The organism is Flavobacterium sp., from assembly GCF_965277525.1.
Lineage (GTDB): Bacteria > Bacteroidota > Bacteroidia > Flavobacteriales > Flavobacteriaceae > Flavobacterium.
Genome location: NZ_CBDIDC010000001.1, coordinates 486910 through 499476, shown reverse-complemented (window position 1 = coordinate 499476; position 12567 = coordinate 486910). Strand labels below are relative to the sequence as shown.

Genomic DNA, 12567 nt, shown 5'->3' with positions numbered 1-12567 from the left:
TATTAGTAAAAACTCCTATTCTTGATCTATAAATTTCTTTTCATATAAAGTGAGGATTTTATCCATAGAAGTCAAAAATTTGGGTTTGTTAAAGTCTTTTGGTTTTTTATCTAATAGGTCAACATCATTAATTGCTTCTATAATAGCATCTTTTAAAATTTTAAATTGTTGCCCGGCTACTAAATCTTTCAGTTGATTGTAGTCAAATTTCTTTGCCATTAATAGGTAATTTAACTTTTTTCCAAATCTTTTTAAATTCATTATTGCGGCCATAAAATTGGCATGATCACGAGTAAAATCAAAAATTTCATAACCCAGGTAAAAGTATTTTATAGAGGTTCCAAACGTCTGTCCGGATAATTTACTATTGATAAAGCGTTGAATTTCATTCAAATTATAATAAATATTGTCTTCTCGGACTCCTAAACTACTAGTTATTAAAAATTTAAATTCTGTAGGATCAAATTGTTTGAGAATAGTTTTGTCATCCTGTTTAAGGAAGAAATTGTTTTGTGCTAAATAGTTTCTGTAATCATTGAATAAATCTTTAGACTGAAAGGTTTTGGGCAAAGTCATCTTTTTGGCTAAATATTTTATCATTAACGATGATGCATTCAGCAGTAACTTGATTTTTCCGGTTTCATCTGCTTCCTCAAAGATTTTTTTATCAATATGAGCAGATAAATGTGCCAAACCCATAAATAGTGAATCCCTCTGTAATTCATAATTTACTTTGTTCTCGATGGTAATATCAAATCGAAAAGAATTAATTTCTATGCCATAGTTCTTGTCTTCAATAAAATTAAGAAAGATATCCGAGGCTTGTTTTTCAAGCTCTTCAACTTTGCTTTTTCCTTTATGCGGGTTAATTAAAAACCAACATTTATACTTTTGATTGTTCATTTATATGCTTTACAAATCGGATTTAATTATCTAATGGCTCCAACAAATTCATTAATTTTTCCTGAGCCGTTTTCGCTTAAATGTTTAATAAAAGCACTTCCGATAATTGCACCTTTTGCAAATTTAATTGCCTGATTAAAAGTTTCTTTATTCGAAATTCCAAAACCTATTATCTGTGGGTTTTTAAGATTCATGTTTGAAATTCTCTCAAAATAACTTTCCTGTGTATTTCCAAAACCGGATTGAGAACCCGTAACACTCGCGGAACTTACCATATAAATAAATCCGTTTGAGACACTGTCTATAAAACGAATACGATCGTCAGAAGTTTGTGGCGTAATCAGGAATACATTGATCAAACCGTATTTTTCGAAAATAGCTTTGTATTCATCTGCGTAAACGTCAACAGGTAAATCCGGAATAATAAGTCCGTCGATGCCAATTTCTGCACATGTTGCACAAAAAGCTTCAACTCCATATTGCAACATAGGATTAAAATATCCCATAATAATCAGCGGAATTTTTACGCTTTCCCGAATGTTTTTCAGCTGATCAAAAAGAATTTGAGTTGTCATTCCGTTATGAAGTGCCTGAGTCGAACTTGCCTGAATTGTAGGTCCATCAGCCAAAGGATCACTAAATGGCAAACCAATTTCGATTAAGTCGACGCCATTCTTTTCTAAATCCTGAATAATTTGTACGGTATCATTTAAATTAGGATATCCCGCTGAAAAATAGATAGAAAGTATCTTTTTATCTTCTTGTAATTTTTGAGTTATTCTGTTCATTGTTTTTATTTTTTTCTCCTGACAGGTTTCCAAAACCTGTTAGGTATTATTAAGTTTTTTTGCCACAGATTAGAGGATTAAAAGTGATTTTTTTAAATTAATCTGTTTAATTTTTTAATCGGTAATAATGGTACTTATCCAATTATTATTTTGATTTTCTACAATTAACAATCCGGAATCTGAATCATTCATTTGTACAATCAATTCACCTTTATTATTCCAAAATGCACTTTGTCCTGCTGAAGGAGATCTCCAGGATTCTTCGGCAAAATTAGACATCAATACACTCATTTGATGTTTTTGAGCATAGTTTTGCAAATCCCTGTAAGCATTCGGAATGCCGTTTGGCGAAAAGAAAATACTGGCAACATAAATATCAGTTTCTTTCTTACGGGCATTTTCCGGATGAAGCGGATTGTCAATATCAGCACAAATGGCAAACGAAATCTGTTTATTTTCAATCGTAATCATAGGATTATAATCGAAAGAAGACTGGAAAAATTCATCTTCTCCTTCATGCAAAAATTGCTTCGTATATATAGCTACCGAATTATCCGGAGCAATAATAAATTCTCCAATAAACAATTCCGATTCAATTTGAATTGGTGCTCCGGCAATAATTATGATATTATTTTCGACAGCCAATTTTTTCAAATGATTCAGTCTTGAATCGTCTTTTTTGAAAGCTAATTGTTGGGCATTTTCTCTTTCGTAACCTGTAATCGACATTTCTGGAAAAGCAATTAACCGGGCTCCATTTTGCACCGCCAGTTCAATAAGACGATAGTGATCTAATAAATTAGCCTCAATATCTCCACGAGTTGGTTTTGTTTGTCCGGCTGCTAAAATCATATCGACTTTTTATTAGTTTTCTATATAAACCCAGGCAACTGCTCCGGAATTCAACGTGACCTTAACTCTTTTATAGGCATTCGATTCGAATATATCCACTTTAGCTAAATCTGAAGCCGAAATATTAAAAGCAACTCCATGTATGGGATCTGAAGAATCTGCGCTGGGTACAGCTACAACATAGTCTGCCATTCCAAATTCTTCTTCAATTTGCAGGCTTTTTAGTTTATAACCTAGCAGCTGGTCACGAGTTCCGGTCAGCACTTTATTAAAAAGCTGCATTTGAATTTGTTTCGAGCGTAATGTTCCGTAAGAGAATAACTTTTCCATAATTACTATTTTTCTCGTTAGTTGTTTTTTAGCGTTAGGGATTACTTCACTTTGTATTATTTTTAGTTGAGTTCAGTGAACTTCCTTTGAGGCGGTATCTGCCGATTTAGAAAAACAAGGCTTTTTAGCCGTAGTTTGTGTTAATCGGGAATATAGCCGAAAGCCTCCCAATAGCTATCGGCATTGGGAACACCAAATTACTCTTTTTATAATTTAAAATATTCGATATAATTATCTAAGTCTTTATCGCCACGACCTGAAAGACTGATCACCACAATATCTGTTGGTTTAAATTTCTTTTGATCTAAAACCGCAAAAGCATGTGCGCTTTCGATTGCCGGAATAATTCCTTCTAGTTTTGTCAATTGTAAACCGGCATTCATAGCATCATCATCAGTCACCGAGAAAAATTCGCCACGACCTGTTTGTGCCAAATGCGCGTGCATAGGGCCAACTCCTGGATAATCCAAACCTGCAGAAATAGAATAAGGCTCTGTAATTTGTCCGTCAGGAGTTTGCATCAAAAGGGTTTTGCAACCGTGAATAACGCCTACTTTTCCTAACTTACTAGTCGCCGCGCTATGACCGCTATCAACACCTTTTCCGGCTGCTTCAACGGCAATAATCCCAACTTCGGGCTCGTGTAAAAAATGATAGTAAGTTCCTGCCGCATTACTTCCGCCACCAATACAAGCGACTACATAGTCAGGATTTTCACGTCCTTCTTTTTCTTTTAACTGCCATTTGATTTCTTCTGAAATTACACTCTGAAAACGTGTCACCATATCCGGATAAGGATGTGGTCCAATCGCAGATCCAATGATGTAATGCGTGTCAACCGGATTATTAATCCAGTCACGAATAGCTTCATTAGTAGCATCTTTTAAGGTTCTTGAGCCTGAAAGTGCAGGACGGACCTCAGCACCTAACATTTTCATTCGTGCCACGTTTGGTGCCTGACGCGCAATGTCGATTTCGCCCATGTAAACGATACATTGCAATCCCATAAGAGCACAAACCGTTGCAGTTGCAACCCCATGCTGACCAGCTCCGGTTTCTGCAATAATTCGTTTTTTACCCAAACGTTTTGCAACTAATATTTGTCCAATCGTATTGTTTACTTTATGGGCACCGGTGTGGTTTAAGTCTTCTCTTTTGAGATAAACTTTGGTATTGTATTTTTCAGATAAACGCTTGGCAAAATAAAGCGGACTTGGGCGCCCAACATAATCTTTTAGCAGTTGATCAAACTCGGCTTTAAAATCTGGTTCGCTTGTTATTTTTAAATAATTTTGGCGTAATTCTTCTACATTTGGATACAACATTTCAGGAATGTAAGCTCCTCCAAATTCTCCGTAACATCCTTTTTCGTTGACGTTAAAATTCATTTTATTCCAATTTTAAAAGTTGGCAACATCAAATTTTCGTTTGAAATTGCTAAATAGATTTTTGTTTTTTAGCCCGGGTTCGATTTCAAATTTACTATTTATATCAACAGCATAAATAGGAAGATTTGTTTTTGAAATTTCTTCTATGGCTTTTAATTCATTGATTCCGATTCCGCCACTCAAAAAGAATGGTTTTTCAGACTTGTATTTTTTTAATATCTTCCAGTCGAAAGAGGTTCCGTTTCCGCCGGGTAATTTTCCTTTGGTGTCAAACATAAAATAATCACAAACGGGTTCGAATGGTTTTATAATTTCAAAATCAAAATTTTCATCGGCCGAAAAAACTTTAATAATTTCGATTTTTTTTGGCAATTGTTTTTTTAATTCCGATAAAAATTCAACAGATTCATTTCCGTGTAATTGAATGGCTTGTAAATTGTATTTGGCTACTTTTTCCAGAATTTCTTCCTGACTCTGATTGACAAAAACACCGACTTTTTTTATTGTTCCTATCAGTTCCGGAATGGTTCCGTTAAAATATCGAGCGGATTTTTCATAGAAAATAAATCCCATATAATCGGGTAGGAGTGAACCTATTTCGATTATGTTTTCGGGATATTTCATGCCGCATATTTTGAGTTTCATTGTATTGTGTTTTTTTACCGCAAAAGCGCTAAGTTTTTTATTTTGATTGTGCTTAAAAACGCTAAGTTCGCAAAGCTTTGTGTTTTTTCGCCACGAATTCACGAATGATAATAAATAAATTCGTGAATTCGTGGCTATTTTAAACGCTCAAATTTTTAATAAATTCTGTTGCTGCTTTTCCGGCATTATCGGTTTTCATGAAGTTTTCTCCAATTAAAAATCCTTTATAACCGTAAGGTTTAAGTTCAGAAATGGCTTCGATTGAAGAAATACCACTTTCAGAGACTTTTACAAAATCATTTGGAATTTGTGATGCTAGTTCTTTACTGAAATCAAGGCTAACCTCGAAGGTTTTTAGATTTCTGTTATTTACGCCAATCATGTCTAAACTTGGCATAATCGATTTTTCTAATTCTTCCTGATTGTGAACTTCAAGTAAAACTTCTAAACCGAGTTTCTTGGCAAATTGGGATAATGATTTGATTTCTTCGCGAGTTAAAACAGCAGCGATTAATAAAATCAAATCGGCTCCATAGGCTTTTGCTTCTAAAATCTGATATTCATCAACAATAAATTCTTTTCGCAAAAGCGGAATGTTCACACTCGCTCTGGCCAAAAGCAAATCGTCAAGAGAACCTCCAAAATACTTTCCATCTGTTAAAACAGAAATTCCGCAAGCGCCTGCATTTTCATAACCTTTAACCACTTCTTCAACCGTAAAACTATGATTGATAACTGATTTTGAAGGAGAACGACGTTTGTGTTCTGCGATAATTCCGGTTGAACTTGCTTTTAGTTTTTGACTTAAAGAAATGGTTGTTCTTTCAAAAAAGACAGAACTTTCCAATTGCGACACCGGAATGATTGATTTTTTGAGAACAACTTCTCTTTTTTTGTCAACTATAATTTTATCTAAAATATTCATATTCTTTAATTGATCTTTTTTCGTTTAATTACCAATGTTTCGTTTCCGTTTTTCTGAAATTCATAATCTGAGGATTCAATAGTTACGATGAAATCAGAATTAAAATGGTTAATGATGTCTTCTAAAATTTCAGATTTTACTGCATTTAAATTTAATAACGGAAATATTCTTATTTCTTTACATATTCGTAACATCTCACTAATTGATTGAATGTGAAAATCCAATCCTAGTTGCGAATATAGAATCAAAAAATGGGAGCTTAAGCCCAAATCGAATTCCAATGCTTCGTATTTTGTTGGCGTTGGCAACTGATGATAAATATATCTTTGTTGTTCTTTTCCTATTTCAAAATCGACAATAAAATTGGCCATTGCGCTCATGCGAATTTGCTCCAATTCATCTACGTTTTTAATGTTTTTCCAAACGAAATTGTCCTGATTAGCTCTCGTTTGTTTTATAACGGTTTCTTTGGTTTCGTCGATTCTTTGTTCTAATTGAGCTTTTGTAAATTGATAAATAGGGTCTAATGAAACCACCTTTTTATCAAGTTTTGTCATTTCTGAATTGAAACTTGCAGGTCCATCTCCAAAACTGATAATACTACTATTCAAATCGGAATCAGTTAATTTAAAAATTTTGATATATTCCTCTAAACTTCGACCCCATGGAACTACACTTTTTAATTCAAAAGCCATGACTTTAATTTTTACTTAATTTTTGTAATGTCTTCAAAGCTATTAACCCTTTTCCGGAGAATAAACTTTCTTTTGCTAGTTCAAATCCTTCAAGCGGAGAACATTTTGTAACCGTTGCAATGGCCATTGCGGCATTGGCTAAAACTACATTATTCTGTGCTTCAGTTCCTTTTCCGGAGAGGATGTTGATAAACATATCAGCCGATTCTTCGATAGTTTTTCCGCCTTCGATTTCGCTTTGTAATAGAAGTCTAACGCCAAAATCTTCCGGTTTCAGCATTCCTTCCATGTGCGATGTTATTGTTTTGGTTGGACCAGTTAAAGATATTTCGTCATATCCGTCAAGCGAATGTAAAATCGTGAAATTGATATCGGTATTTTGGTATAAATAGGCATACATTCTAGCCAATTCAAGATTGAAAACTCCAACCAATTGATTTTTTGGGAATGACGGATTTACCATGGGCCCCAGCATATTAAAGAACGTTTTTACCGCTAATTCTTTACGAATAGGCCCAACGTTTTTCATCGCCGGATGAAATAGGGGAGCGTGTAAAACACAAATTCCCGCTTTATCAATACATTTTTCTAAAAACGAAGGATCATTGCTAAATTTGATTCCCATTTTTTCCATTACGTTGCTTGAGCCTGAAATCGATGAAACTCCGTAATTTCCGTGTTTGGCGACTTTTATTCCGGCTCCCGCTGATATAAAGGAAGCCAAAGTCGAGATGTTGAAAGTGTCTTTTCCGTCACCGCCCGTTCCACATAAATCGATCGTATTGTACGCTGATAAATCAGCGCGAACGCATAATTCTAATAAGGCTTCACGAAACCCCGAAAGTTCATCGATCGTAATGCTTCGCATCATAAATACGGTCAGGAATGCTGAAATCTGACTTGGATTATAGCTTCCGCTAGAGATATTAATCAATACGTTTTTGGCTTCTTCTTTTGAAAGCACTTCGTGATTGATTAGTTTATTTAATATTGTTTTCATTTTTTTTGAGGTTCTAAGTTGCTAAGGTTCTAAGCGACTAAGTTTTTAAACTGTGACTGAATACTAAAATTCTAAATACTGAACACTAACTTTTTATCCAGTTCTCTAAAATCCTTTTTCCTTTTGGTGTAAGCACACTTTCCGGGTGAAACTGAACGCCTCTTACGTCAAAAGTTTTGTGTCTTAATGACATAATTTGTCCGTTTTCGTCGATTGAAGTTGCTTCTAAAACATCAGGTAAATTTGCGTCAACAACCCACGAATGATAGCGTCCTACTTCAAATTCATTTCCTAAACCTTCGAACAAAATTTCGTCTGAAACTACTGTTTTTACATTTGTGGCAACACCATGATATACTTTATCAAGGTTTGAAAGTGTTCCGCCAAAAACTTCTCCAATCGCTTGCTGACCCAAACAAACGCCTAAGATACTTTTTGTTGGAGCATATTTCTGAATTACTGCTTTTAATAAACCTGCTTCATCCGGAATTCCAGGGCCCGGAGAAAGTAAAATTTTATCAAAAGAAGCGATTTCATCAATATCAAATTCATCATTTCTGTAAACGGTTACTTCGCAGTTCAAATCTTCTAAATAGTGCACTAAATTGTAAGTGAAACTATCGTAATTGTCTATAACTAATATTTTTTTCATTTTCATTTTTTGTTTCAGGTTTCAAGTTTCAAGTTTCACGTTCCAATAACTTGAAACTTGAAACAATGAAAACTTGAAACTAAATTTTTACTTTTCTCGAACGTATTTTTCAGTGATAATTCGGTCGATTCCTAATTTTTCTACTTTTTCGATTCCTTTTTGAATCAGTGTATCATTTTTAATTTTTACTGTGAATTCAAATTTGCCATTTTCCCATTGACGGTTATTAAAATATTCAAGGTTTTCGGTATAAATACTATCTTTCAAAGTATATTTTCCACCTCCGCCAAAGAATACTGCTGCTGTACTGTCTTTTCCATTGTTTAAATCGTGATTGAAAAAAGCAAAATGAGTATCATTTATAATTTTAATCATTTTTGTTTTTGGATTGAAAGTCGAGAACGTTGAATCTTTTTCAGTGGTTTCTGCTGATATAAGACGCCAGGTTCCTTGAATTTGATTCTCTTTTTTTTCCGAATTACAAGAGGTTAGGGTAATGATTAAAACTAGAATTGATAATGTTCTTTTCATAATTTATAGTTTTTTTGTGGTTTGTTTTTTAATTGTTTCAGGTTTTAAGTTCCACGTTTCAACAACTTGAAACCTGAAACAAAGAAAACGTGAAACTTATATTTTCTCCGCCATTTCCAGCGCTGTATTCAATGCTCTTAATTTGTTGTACACTTCCTGCATTTCGCTTTCTTCATCAGAACTGGCTACGATTCCGGCACCGGCCTGACAATGCAATTGATGGTTTTTACTCAGGAAAGTTCGAATCATAATCGCATGATTAAAGTTTCCATTAAAGTCCATAAAACCAATTGCACCTCCATAAAAATTACGATTTGTTTTTTCGTAATCTTCAATCAATTGCATGGCTCTGTGTTTTGGCGCGCCGCTTAGAGTTCCTGCCGGAAAAGTATCAGCAACGACTTGCATTGTTGTCGCTTTTTCGTGTAAATGTCCTGTAACTTTAGAAACCAGGTGAATCACGTGTGAGAAAAACTGAACTTCTCTATATTTCTCCACATTTACATCATGTCCGTTTCTGCTTAAATCATTTCTGGCTAAATCGACTAACATAACGTGTTCGCTATTTTCTTTTTTATCTTCAGAAAGTTCTTTGGCTAAAAGTGCATCACGTTCATCATTTCCGGTTCTTTTGAAAGTTCCTGCGATTGGATGAATTTCGGCTTTTCTGTTTTTTACGATAATTTGCGCTTCGGGCGAAGACCCAAATATTTTGAAATCTCCATAATCAAAAAAGAACAAATAAGGAGATGGATTAATACTTCTTAAAGCTCTGTAAACATTGAATTCGTCACCTTTAAATCCTTGTGTAAAACGGCGTGATAAAACCAATTGAAAGACGTCTCCGCGGAAACAATGTTTTTTGGCTAAAGCCACATTGTGTTTGAATTCTTCATCGGTTAAGTTTGAGAAACCTTCACCTTCTTTGGAGAATTTATAAGATGCAATATTTCTGGATTGAAGTAATTGTTCGATTTCTGAAATGTTGTTTCTTCCATCAACACTATGACAAAAAATATATGCTTCGTTTTTGAAGTGATTAATGGCAATGATGTTTTGATATACTGCGTAAAACACATCCGGAATTAAAGTAGCAGTATCTTTTTTTGCAATTGAAACTTTCTCGAAATACCGAACGGCATCATAAGAAATGTATCCGAATAAGCCATTATTGATGAATTTAAAATCATTTTTTTCAGATTTGAACTGACCTGAAAATTCCTGGATTATCTGAGGAATATTAGTCGAAGCATCAATTGTAATTTGCTCTGTTGTTCCGTCAGGAAAAGTTTTAGAAATAATTTCGTTTTCGATTTTAATCGTTGCAATCGGGTTGCAGCAGATGTACGAGAAACTATTGTCATTTCCGTGATAATCACTACTTTCCAATAATAAACTATTTGGAAATTTATCCCTGATTTTAAAATAAATACTTACCGGCGTAATTGTATCTGCCAGAATTTGTTTGTAATGTGTGTTGAGTATAAAAGGTTTCAAAGTATGTTGTTTTTTAGTTTTTAATATATTTTTTACTTAATTTTTGACCAAAAAAAAAGGCTTGTCGTGATGACAAGCCTTTTATATTTATAGTTTTTCAATACCATAGGAAGCTTAGTTCACGACGTTTGACGTAAATTCTTCCACCACCAAGTATTGTTCATTATTGTTCTCATATCTTATTTTGATGTCACAAATATATAAATGTAATTTGAATTACGGTACATAAATTTTCAAAAAAATCTTTTGTAAATATTAAAATTTGTTAAATTTCGCTGTTGTTGATTGTTTTAATTGCTTAATTTCCAATCGCAATGGTGTTGTTTTGGTTCAGTCTAAAGTCTGGATTTCCTTTGATATTTGGCATTGTAAACAATTCATTGTTTTTGATTTTTGTAAATCCAATTTGGAAATCAGGATTACTGTAAAATCTTTCAATTGATTCGTTAGCGCCTCCTGCTTCACTTGTAATTCCGCCATTACAATTATTAACAATTAGGTTTTTGAATGTAATCTTCGCCAGATTAACGTCGCCATTTCCAATATTTCCTTCAAGTAAGGCAAAAGGAGTAAAGCCGGAAATGATGCTGTTAGTCAAATTAAAAAAAGTATTTTCCCTTACATAAACGGATTCTCTAACAAGTCCTTGGTTGTTCTCTTCTAAATTGACGAGGGTGATGTTATTGGCATTTATTTTAGTTAATTTTTTACTCATATCTGTATTGGCTATCTTGTCATAAGAATCTACCTCAAAACATCTTGATCCCGAAACGTCTGACGAAAACGGATGACGAATCGCGATACTGTTGCTGATGTTGATTTGAGCTCCCTGTGTAAAATCAAAATCATCATCAGTAGTTCTGTATGAAACAAGATTGTTCATGTTTAAATCTCCTCCGTAACATTCAAAAGAATCATCATTTGAAAAACTAATCTGAATATTGCTTAAAACTGTTTTTCTGCCCACTCCGGCTAATGAAAGACCATTAAGTTCTTTGGCAGCGCTTAATTTTCTGCCGGAATATTCGATTCGCACGTATTTTAAAATTCCTGAATTGTCTTCAGCATCCTGCCCCCCGTAATGGTTTAACATAGGTTCAAGGTCAAATGGTAATACATGAATACCGCCAATGGTATTTATAGGAGCTTTTCCAAGAATAATAATTCCGCCCCAATCGCCGGGTTTTCTTTCTGTAATTTCTTTATTTGAAGTAAATACAATGGGATCTGTTTCTAAACCTTCGGCTATAATTTTTGACCCATTGGTAACAACCAGAGTTCCACAGGTCTTGTCATCTCCACGAATTACTGTGCCTGGCTCTATGGTCAAAACTGCATTTTTGGTTACATATACAACCCCAACTAATTGATAAGTATTGCGTTTGAATAGTTTTGTGTCTTTGTCAATAGTCCCCGCAATAATATTGGTAGCTTCGTTATATTCTGTATTGGCAGGTTTAAAATTGGTCCAGTTGCTCATCCAGTTTGTACTGCCAATAATTCCTTTAGGTTGTTGTTGAGCTTGTATAAAAAAAGTGCTTAGAAGTGTTATAATGGCAATGCCTACTTTTGTTTTCATAGCTATGATTTTGATTTCTAAATTTTGTTTTTTTGATAAGCCAAAATTAAAAGCCAAATGTTAATCAAAGTCCTGTATGTTGTTACGAAAGTGTTAGGGGGGTGTTAAGGAGGTTATCTTTTTGAAAATACATATAAAAAGAAACCCCAATAGTTACCTGACTATTGGGGTTTTACTTATAATATAAGAATTAAATAAGTTTTAAAATATTAGAATTTTAAAGCTACAGTTAATTCGAAATCATCATTGATAGTTTTGTCTCCTAAGTTTTCGAAGAAGTTACCAGAGTTGTATTTGATGTCGTATTTAGTTCTGTCAACTTTGAAAGCAGTTGTAGCAGTGTTTCCAGCTACAGTAATATCAAAAGTCACCGGTTTAGTGATTCCTTTGATAGTTAAATCAGCAGTAACAGTATAAACGTCAGTTGCTTTAGCTCCGATAGTTTTGAAAACTAATTTTGCAGTTGGAAATTTTTCAGTACCAAAGAAATCTGCTGATTTCAGGTGACCGTTTAATTTTCCTTGGTATTCTCCTGTTAAATCTGTAGAAGTTAATGAAGTCATATCAACAGTGAAAGTACCACCAGTTAATTTTTTTCCTTTAAAAACTAAAGATCCGTCTTTAAAGTTTACAGTTCCAGAGTGTTCTCCTGTTACTTTTTTTCCTACCCATTTGATAGTACTTGCTTTTACGTCGATTTTTTTAGTTTGAGCATTTACTGAAATACTAGCCGCTGCTACGAATAATGCTATTGCAATTGTTTTTAAATTTTTCATGTTGTT

Annotated in this window: 14 protein-coding genes; all 14 read right to left on the bottom strand. The window is 33.9% G+C overall.

Features of this window, described 5'->3' with window-relative positions:
* Positions 1–15: 15 nt before the first annotated feature.
* Positions 16–903, bottom strand: coding sequence for a hypothetical protein (locus ACQY44_RS02060; protein WP_428228762.1), 888 nt, complete (start codon positions 901–903; stop codon positions 16–18).
* Positions 904–929: 26 nt separating this feature from the next.
* A complete protein-coding gene (trpA, locus tag ACQY44_RS02055) occupies positions 930–1691 on the bottom strand; it encodes a tryptophan synthase subunit alpha (protein ID WP_428228761.1) in 762 nt (253 codons plus the stop codon).
* A gap of 114 nt (positions 1692–1805) precedes the next feature.
* On the bottom strand, positions 1806–2543 hold the full coding sequence (locus tag ACQY44_RS02050; protein WP_428228760.1) for a carbon-nitrogen hydrolase family protein: 738 nt from the start codon (positions 2541–2543) through the stop codon (positions 1806–1808).
* Positions 2544–2555: 12 nt separating this feature from the next.
* Complete coding sequence (locus ACQY44_RS02045; RefSeq protein WP_428228759.1) at positions 2556–2873, bottom strand: gamma-glutamylcyclotransferase family protein; 318 nt, start codon at positions 2871–2873, stop codon at positions 2556–2558.
* A gap of 206 nt (positions 2874–3079) precedes the next feature.
* Positions 3080–4261, bottom strand: coding sequence for a tryptophan synthase subunit beta (gene trpB / locus ACQY44_RS02040; protein ID WP_428228758.1), 1182 nt, complete (start codon positions 4259–4261; stop codon positions 3080–3082).
* A gap of 12 nt (positions 4262–4273) precedes the next feature.
* The gene (locus ACQY44_RS02035) at positions 4274–4906 is read right to left on the bottom strand and encodes a phosphoribosylanthranilate isomerase (protein ID WP_428228757.1); all 633 of its coding nucleotides are present in this window, start codon (positions 4904–4906) and stop codon (positions 4274–4276) included.
* 139 nt (positions 4907–5045) lie between these two features.
* Complete coding sequence (gene trpC / locus ACQY44_RS02030; RefSeq protein ID WP_428228756.1) at positions 5046–5831, bottom strand: indole-3-glycerol phosphate synthase TrpC; 786 nt, start codon at positions 5829–5831, stop codon at positions 5046–5048.
* 5 nt (positions 5832–5836) lie between these two features.
* Entirely contained in the window at positions 5837–6526 is a 690-nt protein-coding gene (locus ACQY44_RS02025) for a hypothetical protein (RefSeq protein ID WP_428228755.1), read from the bottom strand.
* A 4-nt stretch (positions 6527–6530) separates the two neighbouring features.
* Positions 6531–7526: an anthranilate phosphoribosyltransferase gene (gene trpD / locus ACQY44_RS02020; protein ID WP_428228754.1), complete on the bottom strand. Its 996-nt coding sequence runs from the start codon at positions 7524–7526 to the stop codon at positions 6531–6533.
* 85 nt (positions 7527–7611) lie between these two features.
* Entirely contained in the window at positions 7612–8178 is a 567-nt protein-coding gene (locus tag ACQY44_RS02015; RefSeq protein ID WP_428228753.1) for an anthranilate synthase component II, read from the bottom strand.
* An 87-nt stretch (positions 8179–8265) separates the two neighbouring features.
* Positions 8266–8709: a lipoprotein gene (locus ACQY44_RS02010; RefSeq protein WP_428228752.1), complete on the bottom strand. Its 444-nt coding sequence runs from the start codon at positions 8707–8709 to the stop codon at positions 8266–8268.
* Positions 8710–8805: 96 nt separating this feature from the next.
* Positions 8806–10206: an anthranilate synthase component I family protein gene (locus tag ACQY44_RS02005; RefSeq protein ID WP_428228751.1), complete on the bottom strand. Its 1401-nt coding sequence runs from the start codon at positions 10204–10206 to the stop codon at positions 8806–8808.
* 298 nt (positions 10207–10504) lie between these two features.
* Positions 10505–11785, bottom strand: coding sequence for a hypothetical protein (locus ACQY44_RS02000; protein WP_428228750.1), 1281 nt, complete (start codon positions 11783–11785; stop codon positions 10505–10507).
* Positions 11786–11994: 209 nt separating this feature from the next.
* Positions 11995–12561 (bottom strand): YceI family protein, encoded by a 567-nt coding sequence (locus ACQY44_RS01995; protein WP_428228749.1) that lies wholly within the window; start codon positions 12559–12561, stop codon positions 11995–11997.
* Positions 12562–12567 lie beyond the last annotated feature (6 nt).